General features: G+C 61.1%; 11 protein-coding genes. 3 read left to right on the top strand and 8 right to left on the bottom strand.

Annotation, left to right across the window (positions count from 1 at the left end; translation table 11 throughout):
• Positions 1-131: 131 nt before the first annotated feature.
• From SGN16_RS16710 to SGN16_RS16740, 7 genes are all read right to left on the bottom strand, one after another.
• On the bottom strand, positions 132-257 hold the full coding sequence (locus tag SGN16_RS16710; protein WP_003202672.1) for a hypothetical protein: 126 nt from the start codon (positions 255-257) through the stop codon (positions 132-134).
• 174 nt (positions 258-431) lie between these two features.
• The gene (locus SGN16_RS16715) at positions 432-611 is read right to left on the bottom strand and encodes a hypothetical protein (protein WP_210639125.1); all 180 of its coding nucleotides are present in this window, start codon (positions 609-611) and stop codon (positions 432-434) included.
• A 156-nt stretch (positions 612-767) separates the two neighbouring features.
• Positions 768-1,943: a lactonase family protein gene (locus SGN16_RS16720; protein ID WP_335945768.1), complete on the bottom strand. Its 1,176-nt coding sequence runs from the start codon at positions 1,941-1,943 to the stop codon at positions 768-770.
• Entirely contained in the window at positions 1,930-2,229 is a 300-nt protein-coding gene (locus SGN16_RS16725; protein ID WP_335945769.1) for a DUF5629 family protein, read from the bottom strand. Before SGN16_RS16725 ends, SGN16_RS16720 begins: the two co-directional genes overlap by 14 nt.
• A gap of 237 nt (positions 2,230-2,466) precedes the next feature.
• On the bottom strand, positions 2,467-4,047 hold the full coding sequence (locus SGN16_RS16730; protein ID WP_210639128.1) for an aldehyde dehydrogenase (NADP(+)): 1,581 nt from the start codon (positions 4,045-4,047) through the stop codon (positions 2,467-2,469).
• Between the two features lie 12 nt (positions 4,048-4,059).
• Positions 4,060-5,052, bottom strand: a complete 993-nt coding sequence (araD1, locus tag SGN16_RS16735) for an AraD1 family protein (protein WP_335945770.1) — start codon at positions 5,050-5,052, stop codon at positions 4,060-4,062.
• Positions 5,053-5,209: 157 nt separating this feature from the next.
• On the bottom strand, positions 5,210-6,532 hold the full coding sequence (locus SGN16_RS16740) for an MFS transporter (RefSeq protein WP_335945771.1): 1,323 nt from the start codon (positions 6,530-6,532) through the stop codon (positions 5,210-5,212).
• A gap of 193 nt (positions 6,533-6,725) precedes the next feature.
• Between SGN16_RS16740 and SGN16_RS16745 the strand changes: the two genes are divergently transcribed.
• The 3 genes from SGN16_RS16745 to SGN16_RS16755 all read left to right on the top strand — a co-directional run bounded on the left by SGN16_RS16745 (position 6,726) and on the right by SGN16_RS16755 (position 14,214).
• On the top strand, positions 6,726-8,462 hold the full coding sequence (locus SGN16_RS16745; RefSeq protein WP_210639130.1) for an IlvD/Edd family dehydratase: 1,737 nt from the start codon (positions 6,726-6,728) through the stop codon (positions 8,460-8,462).
• 204 nt (positions 8,463-8,666) lie between these two features.
• Complete coding sequence (locus tag SGN16_RS16750; protein WP_335945772.1) at positions 8,667-9,386, top strand: FadR/GntR family transcriptional regulator; 720 nt, start codon at positions 8,667-8,669, stop codon at positions 9,384-9,386.
• 136 nt (positions 9,387-9,522) lie between these two features.
• Positions 9,523-14,214 (top strand): DUF6543 domain-containing protein, encoded by a 4,692-nt coding sequence (locus SGN16_RS16755; protein WP_335945773.1) that lies wholly within the window; start codon positions 9,523-9,525, stop codon positions 14,212-14,214.
• Between the two features lie 86 nt (positions 14,215-14,300).
• Here SGN16_RS16755 and SGN16_RS16760 read toward each other — a convergent pair whose 3' ends face one another.
• A complete protein-coding gene (locus SGN16_RS16760) occupies positions 14,301-16,676 on the bottom strand; it encodes an RND family transporter (RefSeq protein WP_335945774.1) in 2,376 nt (791 codons plus the stop codon).
• Positions 16,677-16,705 lie beyond the last annotated feature (29 nt).

The raw sequence follows: 16,705 nt of genomic DNA on the forward strand, positions 1-16,705 counted from the left end.
GCCTGCGCAGCACTTTTCGATCATTCCCATGCTCCCGCGTGGGAATGTCGCCAGGGACGCTTCTGGTGTGACGCAAAGCGTCACCGGATGCTTTCCCACGCAGAGCGTGGGAACGAGTTGATCTGGTCCGATCAGTCGCTGAGCAAGCTCAACAATCGCTCACGAGCCGCTTCCAACTCGCCGGAATCCGGCTGAGCGGCTGAAACAATCGGAGTGGAATAGAGAAACAGCAGCATCACCGCCAGACGCATCGCCATGGTGTCGATCCTTAATCGGCAAAGGAGTCAATTTATCAGCGTCAAATTTAAACACATGGCTAAGTGATATTACAGCAGGATTTCTCCAGAAACGGCGAAGCCTGCGATCTTTTCTCTTTCACCCAGCTTCAGTGAAGATGAAAAGATCGCAGGCTTCGGTCGTTGCGCGAGATTTCAGTGTTGAGACTTGTGGTCCAGCGCCGCGTAGAAGTTGGCGCTTTGTTGCAGGTATTTCTCGGTGTAGCTCTGGGTGCGGTTTCTTTTGTCGCTGATCTCGACACTGGCACTGGCGGGCAGCGCCACGGTGGCAGAGATAGCGGAAGCAGCGATCACGGAGAAGAGATTCAGATTCATGGCGGTAGACCTCGGATTCAGTTGGCTGACTTGCCCGGTTGGGCCGTGAAGCAAACTTACGCGCCGAGGCGTCCTGCCTTGAAATGCTTTGTAGTACTAGCGAATATCAGTCTCGTTGATACAACCACGAAGGCCCCGAAAAACGGGGCCTGCGGTCTATTGACGGACGATGAACTTCAAATCGCTCGGCGCATCCATCGCCACTTTCTGCACAGTTTTACCCAGCAGACCGGTCTTGGGGTCGCGCTCGAGCACCACGATCTGATTGCTCTTCTGGTTGGCGATCAGCAGGAATTTGCCACTCGGGTCGAGGCTGAACTCGCGCGGATGGTCACCTTCTACGGAACGGCGCTGAAGCTCCTTCAGCGTGCCCGCTGCCGGGTCGATGGCGAACACCAGCACTTCGTTGGTGGTACCGCGATTGCTGACGTACAGGTACTTGCCGTCCTTCGAGGCATGCAGTGCAGCCGCCGCCCTGCCCGGTTGAGGCTTGCCAGCCGCCAGGTCCACCAGTTGGCGCTGGGTCAAGCGTCCATCCTGATAATCGAATACGGCCACTTGCGCGCTCATCTCCATCGTCAACCAGGCGTGCTTGCCATCGGCGCTGAACAGCAGATGACGCGGGCCGCTGCCGGGCGGCAACTGCACGAAGGCCGGGTCGGCGGCGGTCAGCGGCAGCTCAGGGTTGGCCTTGGGGTCGTAGCGGTAGATGAACACCTTATCCGCCCCCAGGTCGTTGGCGAACACATATTTGCCATCGGGCGAGGACACGGCGGCATGCACATGGGCCGACATCTGCCGCTCGGGATTGACCCGGCTCGGCTGATGACTGCTCAACTGCACCGGGGGCGACAACTTGCCGTCGGCGGCCACCGGCAACATCGCCAGGGTACCGCCCGGGTCTTCCACCACCGAGTAGTTGCTGACCAGCAAGTGCCGGCCATCACCGCTGAGACTGGAATGGGTCGGCTCGTTGCCCAGGGACTGCACCTGATTGATCAGGCTCAGTTCATGGGTTTTCGGGTCGATAGCGTAGCTGCTGACCTTGCCCACCGGGTCTTTCTGGCCCGGCCCGTTTTCGTTGACCACGAACAGTCGAGTCATGTCCTTGGAAAGGGTCAGCCACGACGGGTTGTCAGTCTTGATCACTTGCAACGGCTTGGCATCGAGCTGGCCGGTGCGGCTGTCGAATTGCAAGCGGTAGATGCCCTGGCTCTGGCCGGCGGTGTAGGAACCCACCAGCAGTTGATGACGCTCGTTGGTATCGGCCTGAACGCCCATGGCGCCCAAGCTGCCGGCCATCAACAGCGGCCAGAGACTACGCATCTTCATGTTCCTCGTCCTCATCATCGTCGTGGCCTCTGGTCGCTTCCACGCACTCCAGGTGGTGATCACCCGAATCGCTGGTGATGATCCAGTGCTTGGAGGCTTTGTCGAACGTCGCGGCCTGCATCTGCGTCGGCGTGAAACGCCAGTGCTCGAGGGTGCGCCCATTCATGCACTCGACGTGCAGTTGATCTTGCTCATCCAGGGAAAAATCGAATGCGTACAGCCCGTCAATGATCAGCATGTCGCAGGATTCGAGGGCGTGCAGCAGGGTGTCGGTAACGGCAGTCATGGTGATCAGTCGGTCATTGGGAAAGTTGCCATGATAACCCAATGTGGGAGTGGGCCTTGGGCCATGACTTCAGACTCGATGTTGACTGGGCTATTGCCATCGCGAGCAAGCTCGCTCCCACAGTTGGGTTTTCAGCGAACGCAAATTTTGTATTCACTAAAGATCCCCTGTGGGAGCGAGCTTGCTCGCGATGGCGGCAGCCCGGTCAATCTCAATCCAGCTGCCTCACCGCTATCCTCATACCGCCTCGCGCCCCGGCACCCCATCCACCAACCGCAGGATCCCCAACGGGTTGGCGTTCTTCAGCGGTTCCGGCAGCAGGCTGTCGGGATAGTTCTGGAAGCACACCGGACGCAGGAAGCGATCGATCGCCAGAGTGCCCACCGAAGTGCCACGGGCATCGGACGTCGCCGGGTAAGGCCCGCCATGCACCATCGAATCACACACTTCCACCCCGGTCGGATAACCGTTGAGCAGGATGCGACCGACCTTCTGTTCCAGCAACGGCGTCAATTCGCTGAACCGTTCGAAATCCGCCGGCTCGCCGATCATTGTCGCGGTCAGTTGACCGTGCAGGCCGTTCAGCGCAGCGGTCAGTTGCGCTTGGTCGGCGACTTCGACAAACACCGTGGTCGGGCCGAACACTTCTTCCTGCAGCGCCTCGTCACCGTCGATCAGCAGGCTGGCATCGGCCTTGAACAGCTGCGGCTGAGCCTGGTTACCCTGCTGCTCGCGCCCGGCCAGATGCTCGATGCCCGGGTGAGCCAGCAATTTCTGCAAACCTTTGCCGTAGCTTTGCAGCGTGCCGGCGTTGAGCATGGTTTGTGGCGCCTGGTCGCCGATCAACGCAGCCACCTGTTGAGTGAACGCTGTGAACTGCGGCGAACGGATACCGATCACCAAACCGGGGTTGGTGCAGAACTGGCCACAACCCTGCACCACCGAGGCGGTCAAGTCGCGGGCAACGCTGTCGGCACGGGCTTCCAGCGCTTGCGGCAAGACGATCACCGGGTTGATGCTCGACATCTCGGCGAATACCGGGATCGGCTGCGGTCGCGCGGCGGCCATGTCGCACAAGGCGCGCCCGCCCTTGAGGGAACCGGTGAAGCCCACGGCCTGGATCGCCGGATGCTTGACCAGCCATTCGCCGACACCACCGCCGTAGATCATGTTGAACACACCGGCCGGCATAGCGGTTTTCTCAGCCGCGCGGATGATCGCATCGGCCACGTGCTCGGCGGTTGCCATGTGGCCGCTGTGGGCCTTGAACACCACTGGGCAGCCGGCGGCCAGGGCCGACGCGGTGTCGCCACCGGCCGTGGAAAACGCCAGGGGAAAGTTGCTGGCGCCGAACACGGCTACCGGTCCGAGGCCGATGCGGTACTGGCGCAAGTCCGGGCGCGGCAACGGCGTACGTTCCGGCAAGGCCCGGTCGATGCGCGCGCCGTAGAAATCGCCACGGCGCAGGACCTTGGCGAACAGGCGCATCTGGCCGCTGGTGCGACCGCGCTCGCCCTGGATCCGCGCCGCCGGCAATGCGGTTTCACGGCAGACTACGGCGACGAACTCATCGCCCAGGGCATCCAGTTCATCGGCAATGGCTTCGAGGAACTCGGCCCGGCGCACCGCGCTCAGGCTGCGATAGGCCGGATAAGCAGCGGCAGCGGCCTTGGCGGCGGCGTCGACTTCTTCTGCCGTGGCCTGGATGAAATCATGGGGCAAGGCTTCGCCGGTGCTGGCGTCGACGCTCTGCAGGCGAGTCTGGCCGGCCGCACTGCGCGCCCCACCGATGTAGTTGTGGCCAAGGATCTGGTTCATCGCAAGTCTCCTTTAAAGTGTGCCGATAGTACCCGGGTTGAACACCGCGTCCACCGGGGTAATGCCGTTGACCAAAGGCGCGCCGAACTCAGCCTGACTGATTTCGAACACATCCCCCGGCTGAGTGCGGATGCCGTCGGCGAACGACAGGGTCGCGGTGCCAAAGAAATGAACGTGCACATCCCCCGGGCGCAGAAACTGACTGTACTTGAAGTGATGGAACTCCAGGTTTTCCAGGCTGTGGCACATGTTCGCCTCGCCACTGAGGAATTCGTTCTGCCATAGCACTTCGCCGTTGCGCAGGATACGACTGGTCCCGGAAAGATGTTGAGGCAGATCACCCACGCGAAGTTCCGGGCCAAAACTGCAACTGCGCAGTTTCGAATGGGCCAGGTACAGGTAATTCTTGCGTTCCATCACGTGGTCGGAGAACTCGTTGCCCACGGCAAAACCCAAGCGATAAGGCTTACCGTCGTGGCCGATGACGTACAGGCCACTGATTTCCGGCTCCTCGCCCGCGTCTTCGGCGAACGGCGGCAGCGGGAACGGATGGCCCGGACGGACAACGATGCTGCCGTCGCCCTTGTAGAACCATTCCGGTTGCACACCGGCCTGCCCGGCCTCGGGTTTGCCCCCCTCCACGCCCCACTTGAAGATGCGCATGGTGTCGGTCATTGCGCTTTCGTCGCCGGCCTGCTGGTGCATCTTGTCCCGGGCCGAGGCGCTGCCCAGGTGAGTCAGGCCGGTGCCGCTGACCAGCAGGTGCGCCGGGTCCGGGTGATCCAATGGCGGCAGGACGCGCAGCTCTTCGAGCAATTGCGTGTAGTCATGACCGGCCCCCAGTCCCAGGCTGTTGACCTGTTGCTCAAGCTTCACGCCCGCTTCGATAGCCGCCAGTGCCAGGTCGCGCACGGTTCGAGCGCCCTGCACTTCGCGCACCTGATCGCCCTCGACCACACCGACGCGGCGTTCACCGTTAGGCAATTCGAACTGAACTAAACGCATATTCTTCTCCCTGCAACATAGCTTGAATTACACACTGATCCTTGTGGGAGCGAGCTTGCTCGCGATTGCAGTCTGACAGTCGACATCATGGGTGAATGTAAGACCGCTATCGCGAGCAAGCTCGCTCCCACAGTTGATCGGGGTTACCCCTGAAATCTTATGTACGCGTAGCCCCCCGGGCGCTGGCCGCGAACTGATCCGCCGGCAGCACATGCTTGCGCTCCAGCAACCGATAGACCACGCCGGTCAACACCAGGCCGAACACCATCACGCCCGACAGGAAGTACAGCCCCGACGCCAGGTTGCCGGTGTACTCCTTCAGCGCACCGATCACGAACGGCCCGATGTAACCACCCAGGTTGCCCACCGAGTTGATCAGCGCAATGCCCGCCGCGGCACTGGCGCCAGCAAAGAATCGCCCGGGCAAGGTCCAGAACACCGCCGTGCAGGAAAACAGCGCGAACGCCACCAGGCACAGCGCCGCCAATTGCAACACCGGCACCGACAGCCAGGCGCTGAGGAACAGGCCCATAGCGCCCAGCACATAGAGCACGGCCAGATGGCCGTAGCGGTCGTTCAAGCGGTCGGAACTGCGGGGAATGATCAGCAAGCCGATGATGCCGAAAATGTACGGCACCGACGACACGAAGCCGGTCACCAGGTCGCTGCCGCCGAACTGCTTGATCAGCGTCGGCAACCACAGGCCCAGGCCATAGATGCTCAGGGTGACCGGCAGGTAGAACAGCGCCAGCAGCAGGACCCGTTTGTCCTTCAGGGCATGCAGCGGATTGCCGTGGCGGGTCTGGCCGTATTCCTGCAAGTCTTTCTTCAACTCACCGGTCAGCCAGTCCTTCTCGGCCTGATCCATCCATTTGACCTGTTGCGGGCCGTCGGGCAGGAAACGCAGCACCGGCCAGGTCAGCAGTACCGCCGGCAGGCCGATGACGATGAACAACCATTGCCAGCCGTGCAGGCCCAGCACGCCGTCCATGCCCAGCAAACCGCCAGACACGGGACCGGTGATCATCATCGCGATGGGCTGGGACAGAATGAACAGGCCGAGGATCTTGCCGCGATGGCGCACCGGGAACCATTGGGTGATGTAGTACAGCACGCCTGGGAAGAACCCGGCTTCGGCCGCGCCCAGCAAAAAGCGCATCACATAGAAGCTATGCGGGCCTTGGACGAACGCCATGCCAATGGTGATGGCGCCCCAGGTGACCATGATCCGGGCGAACCAGCGCCGGGCACCGAAGCGCTCCAACATCAGGTTGCTGGGGATCTCCAGCAGGAAATAACCGATGAAAAACAGCCCGGCCCCCAGACCGTAGGCGGCGTCGCCGATGCCCAGGTCAGCGCCCATGTGCAGCTTGGCAAAGCCCACGGCGGAGCGGTCCACGTAGGCAATCAGGTAAAGCAGGATCAGGAAGGGAATCAGTTTCAGCGTGATGCGACGAATAAGCCGCAATTCCTGGCTCATGGGACCGGTCTCCGATTGTTGTTGTTATAGAACCTCGGGGGATTTCTCTCGCCAATGACAGCCAGGACAACCCCTCCATTGAATCGGACTATATAGTAATACTATTTACCCAACAACACTTCCAAACCTCGCAAATTGCGCTTATGTTAGCCTCACGCTAGAACAATATAGTCATACAATAAGAGAATCGATCATGTCTGATAAGAAACCCTCCCTGCGCTCGGCCCAATGGTTTGGCACCGCCGACAAAAATGGCTTCATGTACCGCAGCTGGATGAAAAATCAGGGCATCGCCGACCATCAGTTCCATGGCAAGCCGATCATCGGCATCTGCAACACCTGGTCGGAGCTGACGCCGTGCAATGCGCATTTCCGGCAGATCGCCGAGCACGTCAAGCGCGGCGTGATCGAGGCTGGGGGTTTCCCGGTGGAATTCCCGGTGTTCTCCAACGGCGAATCGAACCTGCGCCCCACCGCCATGCTGACCCGCAACCTGGCGAGCATGGACGTGGAAGAGGCGATTCGCGGTAACCCGATTGACGGCGTGGTGCTGCTCACCGGTTGCGACAAGACCACTCCAGCCTTGCTGATGGGCGCCGCCAGTTGCGACGTACCGGCCATCGTCGTGACCGGCGGGCCGATGCTCAACGGCAAGCACAAGGGCCAGGACATCGGTTCGGGCACGGTAGTCTGGCAACTGAGCGAGCAGGTCAAGGCCGGCACCATCACCCTTGACGATTTCCTCGCGGCCGAGGGCGGCATGTCCCGCTCGGCCGGCACTTGCAACACCATGGGCACCGCCTCGACCATGGCCTGCATGGCCGAAGCCCTCGGCACCTCCCTGCCGCACAACGCCGCCATTCCAGCCGTGGACGCGCGCCGTTATGTGCTGGCGCACATGTCCGGCATGCGCGCAGTGGAAATGGTTCGTGAAGACCTGAAGCTGTCGAAGATCCTGACCAAGGAAGCCTTCGAAAACGCCATCCGCGTCAACGCCGCCATCGGCGGCTCGACCAACGCGGTGATCCACCTCAAGGCCATTGCCGGGCGCATCGGCGTGCAACTGGAGTTGGATGACTGGACCCGCATCGGCCGTGGCATGCCGACCATCGTCGACCTGCAGCCGTCCGGACGTTTCCTGATGGAGGAGTTCTACTACGCCGGCGGTTTGCCCGCCGTGCTGCGCCGTCTCGGCGAAGCGAACCTGCTCCCCAACCCGAATGCCTTGACCGTCAACGGCAAGAGCATCGGCGAGAACACCAAGGACGCACCGATCTACGGCCAGGACGAAGTCATCCGCACCCTGGACAACCCGATCCGCGCCGACGGCGGCATCTGCGTGCTGCGCGGCAACCTGGCGCCACTGGGAGCGGTGCTCAAGCCGTCCGCCGCGACGCCTGAGCTGATGCAGCATCGCGGTCGCGCGGTGGTGTTCGAGAACTTCGACGAGTACAAGGCGCGGATCAATGACCCGGAGCTGGAGGTGGATGCCAGCTCCATCCTGGTGATGAAGAACTGCGGGCCCAAGGGTTATCCGGGCATGGCCGAAGTCGGCAACATGGGCCTGCCGGCCAAGCTGCTGGCCCAGGGCGTGACCGACATGGTGCGGATTTCCGATGCGCGCATGAGCGGCACCGCCTACGGCACCGTGGTGCTGCACGTAGCGCCGGAAGCAGCCGCCGGCGGACCTCTGGCAGCGGTGAAGGAAGGTGACTGGATCGAGCTCGATTGCGCCAGCGGCCGCCTGCACCTGGACATTAGCGACGCCGAACTCGCCGCGCGCCTGGCCGACATCGCGCCACCGCAACAACTGTTGGTGGGCGGCTATCGCCAGCTGTACATCGACCATGTCCTGCAAGCGGATCAGGGCTGTGACTTCGACTTCCTGGTCGGTTGCCGCGGCGCCGAGGTGCCACGCCACTCCCATTGACCCCACCTGATCCCCTGTGGGAGCGAGCTTGCTCGCGATAGCGGTTGAACATTCAACATCAAAGTTGGCTGTCACACCGCCATCGCGAGCAGGCTCGCTCCCACAGTAGGTCTGCGTCAGCATTAGAACCGCACTAGCGACCCGCCATCGCCGCGCCTGCTATCATGCGCAGCATCCCCTCCGCACAGGATCGCACCGCCCCCCATGGATTACCGTAAACCCTCCGACCGCAAGAGTATGCATGCGCGCATCGTCCAGGAACTGGGCATGCAGATCGTCTCCGGGCGTTTCAAACCGGACGATAAACTGCCCGCTGAAGCCTTGTTGTGCGAGGAGTATGCGGTCAGCCGCCCGGTGTTGCGTGAAGCCACGCGGGTGCTGGTCGCCAAGGGCCTGGTGTATTCGCGCCCGCGCGTGGGCACGGTGGTCAAGGCGCGGCGGGAATGGCACATGCTCGACCCGGATGTACTGCATTGGCTGATGCAGAGCAGCCCGCAGAATGAATTCTTCAACCTGCTCACCAGCGTGCGCAGCATCATCGAGCCGGCCGCCGCCGCCCTCGCCGCACAGTTCGCCAACGACGCCGACATCGCCGCCATCCGCGAGGCCTACCAGCGCATGGAAGCGGCGCCGACCCCCGAGGCCGTGCTGCAACCGGACCTGGACTTCCACAGCCGCATCGCCGACGCCACCCACAACGACCTGCTCGCCAACCTGTGCAACATGTTGTCGGTGGCCATCGCCGAAGCGCTCAAGCACTCCAACCAGCGGCCCAACCTGCATGAGCTGGCGATGCCGCGGCACAAGGCGATCCTCACTGCCATCGAGAACCGCGACGCCCTCGGCGCCCGCCATGCCACGCTGGTGCAGTTGGACGATGCCCGCAGCGCGCTGAACTTGGTGCTGGGCGCCGATCCTTCCTGATCTGCCCTCCCGACGAGGCCCGGCATAACCCGCATTCCCCAGGGTGGTATCTATTTACCGCCCTCGCAGACGCGGGCTGTCGATACTTCCCTCGTCGTCATTCCCGGCGGCCATGAACTTATGAAAGGGATTTCATATGACCGCACCCGCTCCGGCCAATACGCTCCCCGCGCTGGCACACAGCGTCAGCCTGCAATTCGCCAGCCGCCCGACCTTCGAAGAAGTCGCGCAACGCATGCTCGAGCAAGCCATCAAGGAAAAATACCCAACGCTGACCTTCGACCTGTCCAAGACCAAATTGGCAACACCAGATCCCGCCTCTCGTAGTTTCACGCTGCAACCGTTCATGCCCCGCGTTCTCGACTACCTGGCCGTGGGCACCCCTCTGGATTTCACGGAACGCGGTGGGCGTCGCTGCTTTCTGTCCGACACACCGCCCCGCGAGCTCTCACCCGAAGACGGGAAGCTGGACATCAAGGTCATCGAAAAACTGCTGCTTGAACTGCCCTGGACCGTACCGATCGGGCTGGAGGATGCGCTGACCCGCTATTGGAACGCCGGAATCGACATGCGCAATAACCTCAGCCGCTGGCGCTGGCTCAGCGATGCACTCAAGAACACGCTGTCTATCCGCAGGCTGCAACAACCCGACCTCACTGACCCGGTGCGCGAAGCCCTGGACCAGATCGTCCGTTGGCCGGACCGCGAGCAGCGCTTTCGCCGCAGCAACCTGTCCCCCGTCTACGCCTACAGCCTGGAAACCAAAGTCACCCGAGACGGCTCCAGCAGCGTGCTGATCGGCAGCGATATGCTCCTGACCTATAGCAAAAATGGCGCGACCGTCTTCCTGCTTTGCAGTCCGGGCGGTACCGTGCAGCCCTTTGAGTCCCTGGAGGCTTTCAATAGCCATTGGGGGGCGCGGATTGCCAGCCGATACGTCGTCGATACCCTGACTTGCCAACGCAACGAGATCAGCGGCAATGCTTTCGACACCCAGGCCGCCATGCTGCTGGAGCAGCAACTGGCCGACCTGAACGCAGTGCAGTTGCCCGCGCGAATTGGCCTGCCCGACCTGTCGACGCTCTACCAGGAGCTGAGCGACCCCGCCCGTTATCTGCTTGACGCACCGCGCCTGACGCCCGAAACGGCGGCACGGATCGAGCCGCTGTTGCCCGACTGGCTGAAACAGGCCTCCATCGTCGATCAAACGAAGTTCCAGCACTACAGCCTGGCACTGGCCAGCGCGAAAAAACGCCACCAGGGTCGCACCTTTCTCAGCGACACCGAGGACATCAAGGCCTTTGCCGCCGACGCCCTGCTCAAGCAGATGCAGCAAACAAACGACAGCGCCCCGGACAAGGTTCAAGCCAGCCAATACCAGCCCGACGATGTGGAACTGACCTTCAGCGTGGCAGCCGGTTTTCCCGCAACCGTCGGGATCATCGAGAAACGGAAGATGAGCCTGACCGAACTGGCCATCCACAACCTCGTCGCCCGACCGAGTGCAAACCTGGTCCTCAGTCATCGCCTGGGCCTGACGCTGCCCCGCTGGCTGACGCCGGATTTCATCACTCGCAAGAACGGACTGATCGAACAGGTCGACATTGGCACGACCTATCCTCGCTACTTGCAACAACGCCTGGTGGACGATGTGCCTCAAGCCCAGGAACGCCAGCGAATATTTGCCGAACAGATTCCGGCACAGCTGTCGCTTGAAGCCCTCCAGCAAATGCTCAACAACGAAAACGGCGTAACCCGCCAAGGCCTGGGCCTGGTTGAAGCGCTCCTCAACCCCGACGCGAATAGCCAGCAGCTCAGCGGCCAGTCGGTGGTCATTCGCCACTTGGCCTTGCTGCGCAAACCCGAGGCCCATCCCGACATCGCGAGCAACATGTTCATTATCGAGCCGGAGGATGCCCAAACCGGACCACACTTGCTGTATCGCCCGCTTTATGCGCCTTCGTTGCAAGAGTTCCCGACGCGCCAAGCGCTGTTACAGGCCATCGCCGCACCGGGGGATTTGCAGAAAAGCATCCTGACCTGGCTGTCCGACGCCGCGCGCCCGATCTACGTCAATGGCGGCTTCCAGGAGCCGCACATCGTGCGTTTTTTCCAAGGCGACGAATTCGATGTCCCGGAGAAACCCGCTCCGGCGACACTCGCCATCGACAGCGTCAACGACGAACTGCGGCAATTCCTGCGCAACGGCGAGTTGATGCAGTACCTCTACGGCAGCAATGCGCAAGCCCTGGTCAGTCAGGCAGATCATGACTCGGTCTCCAACAGCGAAAGCCGCTGGGCCGTGCTGCTGGAAGGCGGCAGCCTGCTGTTCAATACGCTGCTGATGCCCTTGCTGCGCGGCCCGGTCATGGCCGCCGCCTGGCTATGGAGCCTGATGGCCAGCGCCAGCCGGGATATTCCGGCCCTGAGCAGCGAAGACCCGGTGACCCGTGAACTGGCCGCCGTCGATCTGCTGCTCAACCTTGGCATGCTGGCGCATCAATTTCCCGCCATCAGCGCGCCGCCTCACGCGCCGCTGCCCGAAGCCCTCAAGGAACAAGCGATGCGCGCCCCTGCGCCGCGCGTCATTCCCGAGCAGTGGCCTGCGCCGGCACCGCCCAGGATTCTCGAAGGGCCGGTGGGCTTGCCCGGCGAACACTTGCAGGGCGCCAGCAGGCACCTGGACCTCAGTTTCGCCAGCACCGGGCAGCGCCTGACGCCGGAGCAACGTAACCGGCTGCAGCGGCTACAGGTGCCACGCCCTACTTCAATGCCTGAACCGATCAAATATGGTCCCTACACAGGCTTGTACGTGATCCAGAACAAATGGCACGCACTGGTGGAAGACAAACTGTATCGGATCAGCCCGGAGCCGGGCGGCAACACGGTGATCGTCGACCCGCAGTCTCCACGAGACCCGGCAAAAAATGGTCCGGTGTTGCAATCGGATACCCGAGGCAACTGGTCCATGGATCTACGCCTGCGTCTGCGCGGGGGCATGCCCCCGAAGCGGGTGGCCGAACTGCGCCGCCTCAAGGCTCAACGAAGGGCTGAACTGACCCAGGAAATGCAAAATTACCATGCGCAGGAAGCCGATCAAGTCAGAAACCTGGACATTGCCGAGGAAGTCATGACCAGAGCAATGGCTGGTGATTTTACCGAGGAGCAACGCGCGGAAAAACGTGGACAGTTTTATAAACTGCTTCAGGAGCAGACTGACACCTATCTGCGGCTGCTGCGCAAAACCACCGAATATGCCAGCTTGGATCCGGCATTTTCACCTGGGATTATTCGCGACCTGATGGTAAATGTGGTCCGCAACGCCCGTACGGCCTTTCTGATGGTCGAGTTTGATTTATCGGTCTTGGTGGCTGCGCATAGCCAATTTGCGGGAGATGTATCGTTGTTGGATGCCGCCGTCGCCAACGATCTTCCAGGTTATTTCAAGTACCTCGATGCATTGAGTAACATCAACGATCGCTCGATCCACTGGCTGGAACTTAGAGACCAGCACCTGGAGGCGTTGTTGAACCTGGATGCCGAAGGTGCGCAAGAGTTCGACCGTCTGACCAGAAACCGGCCTGATGAAAGAACTACGTTAGCCATCAAAACCCAGCAGTTACCCACATTGGCGACACTGGTTTTCAAAGATCCCCATTCCGACCGCCCCTTTACCCTGCACTACATCATCAAACTATTGATGGAACAAGTGCGCTCCCACTCCGACCTGGAGACCTACGACCTGACGCCATCGGAACAGCTTGAGGTATTGGAAAGCCTGACCGAGCAGTATGGCGCGACCCTGGATGCCATGCAGGGTATGCAAGCCCTCAGTGCCAGCGACATTGAAGCCTCCTATTTCGGCAGGTTGTTCAGGCTGGTGGAAAGCCTGTACGACAACGCCTCCAAGAGATTAGCCGCAGAAGTCAAACCCGAGCCACAACCACGCATACGCCCGCCAAAACGCAGCAGGACGTCCAGCGGACGCCCGCAAAAAAAGGTGATCAAGACCCGCAAGCACGGGGTCTTGATCGGAGACTTGAAACCGGCCGGCACCACGCTGCCGATCGATGTGGTCGAGTTGCGCTCTGAGGTCGATAACGAATTGCTGGCCACGTACTCACAACACGACGACGTCTGGGATGTCGTCGAAGTACAACGACCGGCACCTGCACCCCGCACCCGTTCTGTCAAAGCGATCAAGGGCGATGCACGCAAGCTGCTCCAGCAATTGGACGCCAGTTTATTGAACGCCGAGCGTTATAAACCCCAGTGCCGCTTTCCTCAAGAAATCGAGGAAATCCTGAACAATGAGGCGGATCGCTACCGCAAACTCTCAGAAGAACTGGACCGGGCCTTCACAACGTCGACAAACCCGCGCACACCAGCGGATCAAACATTGGTCGATGAACTTGCAAACGCCGTATCCCGCCTGACCATCCGAGGCAGTGAACTGCGCACCGAATTGAGCCTGAAATTACCGCCCACCGACAGCAACCTTCGGCACCTGTTCGAAAAGGACCTGATCCAAGTCGCACGGCTCGGAGAACGCACGGCCTTGAAGGGAGAGCGCAAGGATTTCCTCCAGGAATACGCCATCAACGACCGTGACGGTTGGCCGCTCTGGTACGCGCACTTTCATTACGAGACGGCCGACACGCCGAAAGCGGACTATAGCGTTGCGCATTTGAAAACCAAGGAGCAACGCCGGGAGCATTACCACTCGATGCTGGCCAAGGCGAAGAGCCCTTATGCAGTGGTGAATGTACATCGAGGGCAGATCGGCAGGCCGTTGGCACAGAGCAAGTTCTTGCCGTTGGCGCCTTGATCACTGCGCAAGGAAGCGCAAGGTAGCCCCTGTGGCGAGGGGATTTATCCCCTCGCCACAGTTGAGTGTGCACTTTAGGCAAAGGGTCAGTGCGCAAACAACGAATTACCCTTCTGCCCCGCCAGCTTCTCCGGCTTGATCAGGAACCGCGCCAACGCCGGCAGCAGCCACAACGCACCGAACATGTTCCATAGCAACATGAAGGTCAGCATCAGCCCCATATCGGCCTGGAACTTGATGGCCGAGAAGATCCAGGTGCACACGCCGATGGCCAGGCACAAACCGGTGAACAATACGGCTTTACCGGTGGATTTGAGCGTCTGGTAGTACGCCTCCTGCAACGGCAATCCGGCACGCAGGAAGCTTTCCAGGCGGCTGTAGATGTAGATGCCATAGTCCACGCCAATCCCCACGCCAAGCGCCACCACCGGCAGGGTCGCGACCTTCACGCCAATGCCCATGAACGCCATGAGGGCGTTGCCCAGCACCGAAGTCAGCACCAGCGGTAGCACGATGCACAGCGTCGCCGCCCAGGAACGGAAGGTGATCATGCACATGGTCGCCACGCAGATGTACACCAGGATCAGGATGGTCAGTTCCGACTCCTTGATCACTTCGTTGGTGGCCGCTTCGATGCCAGCGTTACCGGCAGCCAGGATGAACTCCAGGCCGTCGCGGTTGTTTTCCTTGGCAAAGTCCTGCACCGCCTTCACCGCCCGGTCCAGGGTCTCGGCCTTGTGGTCATTGAGGAACACCAGCACCGGCGCCAGGGAGCAGCTGTTGTTGTACAGGCCATCGGCCCGGGCGATGGAGTTGTTCAGCACGTCAGGGTTGCGCGACAGGGTTTCCCATTTCAGGTTGCCCTCGTTCATGCCCTTGATCATTTGCTTGGACACCGTCACCAGGGAAATCGCCGACTGCACGCCCTCGGTGTTCTGCATCTTCCACATCAGCTCGTCGATGGGCGCCATGGCTTCATAGCGCGAGCAGCCCTCGGCCTTGGTCTTGACCATCACCACCAGAACATCGGAGCTGGTGGAGTAATTGCTGATGATGAAGTTGTTGTCCTGGTTATAGCGCGAGTCGGGGCGCAATTCCGGCGCGCCCTGGTCGAGGTCGCCGATCTTCAGGTTCTGGCTGTACCAGAGGCCACCGCCGAAGGCAATCACCGCCAAGGCAATGGAGACCGGCGCGACCTTGGCGCTGGCGAAATTCGACAACGTGCGCCAGAACGGATGCTCGCGAGTCGCGTCCTTCTTGCTGCGCTCGACCGCACGCTTGCTGATACCGGCGTAGGAGATCGCCACCGGCAGCAGGATCAGGTTGGTGAACACGATCACCGCCACGCCGATGGAGGCGCCGATGGCCAGTTCGCGGATCACACCGATGTCGATGATCAGCAAGGTGATGAAGCCCACGGCGTCCGCCAGGATCGCGATCATCCCCGGCAGGAACAGCTGGCGGAAGGTGCGCCGCGCCGCTGTCAGGGCGTTGTCCGCTTCGCTGGACTGCAGAGCGATGCCGTTGATTTTCTGCACGCCGTGGGAAATGCCGATGGCAAAGATCAGGAACGGCACCAGCATCGAATACGGATCGAGGCCGAAACCGGCCGCATGCATCAGCCCCAGTTGCCAGACCACTGCCACCAGGGTGGTGGTCAACACCGCAACGGTGCTGCGCATGCAGTTGGTGAACCAGTACAACAGGATCAGGGTAATGACGAAGGCCACGCCGAAGAACAGCACCACCATGATCAGGCCGTCGATCAGGTCGCCGACCTTCTTGGCAAAACCGACAATGTGGATCTGCACGTTGGGGTTCTGCGCTTCGAACTTGTTGCGGATCTTGTCTTCAAGCTCGTGGGAAAATTTCTGGTAATCCAGGGCAAGCAACTTGCCCTGGTCCTGCGGGTCCGGGTAGGACTCCAACAGCGGGATGTCGACGATGCTCGATTTGAAATCGTTGGCCACCAGGCGTCCGACCTGGCCGGACTTGAGCACGTTGTTGCGCAACAGGTCGAGGCTGTCGGCCGAGCCGTTATAGCTCTGGGGGATCACCTCGCCGCCAGCAAAGCCCTCCTCCGTCACTTCGGTCCAGCGCACGCTCGGGCTCCACAGCGACTTGAGCCCGGAGCGGTCGACGCCGGAGATGTAGAAGACCTCGTCGTGGATCTGGCGCAGGGTCTCCATGTATTCCTTGGAGAAGATGTCACCGTTGGTGGCTTCCACGGAAATCCGCACCGTGTTGCCCAGGTTCGCCAGGTCATTGCGGTGCTCGAGCATCTTCTGGATGAATGGGTGCTCGAGGGGGATCATTTTTTCGAAACTGGTGGACGGCCGGATCAGCGTGGCCTGCCAGAACAGGAAAACGCTGACCAGCAGGCAAATGATGATCACTGCCGGGCGGTTGTTGAAAATCAGGCGTTCGAGGAACGTCGCCTTGTCTTGATGATGACTGCTCATGGGGTCCGCCTTGTTGTTTTTATGCCCGT

The sequence above is a fragment of the Pseudomonas sp. G166 genome, from assembly GCF_037027455.2.
In the GTDB taxonomy this organism is placed as follows: domain Bacteria; phylum Pseudomonadota; class Gammaproteobacteria; order Pseudomonadales; family Pseudomonadaceae; genus Aquipseudomonas.

Excerpts from the sequence above, each read along its gene's own strand:
- SGN16_RS16710 (WP_003202672.1), bottom strand. The coding sequence starts at position 257 with ATGGCGATGCGTCTGGCGGTGATGCTGCTGTTTCTCTATTCCACTCCG.
- SGN16_RS16715 (WP_210639125.1), bottom strand. The coding sequence starts at position 611 with ATGAATCTGAATCTCTTCTCCGTGATCGCTGCTTCCGCTATCTCTGCC.
- SGN16_RS16720 (WP_335945768.1), bottom strand. The coding sequence starts at position 1,943 with ATGAAGATGCGTAGTCTCTGGCCGCTGTTGATGGCCGGCAGCTTGGGC.
- SGN16_RS16725 (WP_335945769.1), bottom strand. The coding sequence starts at position 2,229 with ATGACTGCCGTTACCGACACCCTGCTGCACGCCCTCGAATCCTGCGAC.
- SGN16_RS16730 (WP_210639128.1), bottom strand. The coding sequence starts at position 4,047 with ATGAACCAGATCCTTGGCCACAACTACATCGGTGGGGCGCGCAGTGCG.
- araD1 (WP_335945770.1), bottom strand. The coding sequence starts at position 5,052 with ATGCGTTTAGTTCAGTTCGAATTGCCTAACGGTGAACGCCGCGTCGGT.
- SGN16_RS16740 (WP_335945771.1), bottom strand. The coding sequence starts at position 6,532 with ATGAGCCAGGAATTGCGGCTTATTCGTCGCATCACGCTGAAACTGATT.
- SGN16_RS16745 (WP_210639130.1), top strand. The coding sequence starts at position 6,726 with ATGTCTGATAAGAAACCCTCCCTGCGCTCGGCCCAATGGTTTGGCACC.
- SGN16_RS16750 (WP_335945772.1), top strand. The coding sequence starts at position 8,667 with ATGGATTACCGTAAACCCTCCGACCGCAAGAGTATGCATGCGCGCATC.
- SGN16_RS16755 (WP_335945773.1), top strand. The coding sequence starts at position 9,523 with ATGACCGCACCCGCTCCGGCCAATACGCTCCCCGCGCTGGCACACAGC.
- SGN16_RS16760 (WP_335945774.1), bottom strand. The coding sequence starts at position 16,676 with ATGAGCAGTCATCATCAAGACAAGGCGACGTTCCTCGAACGCCTGATT.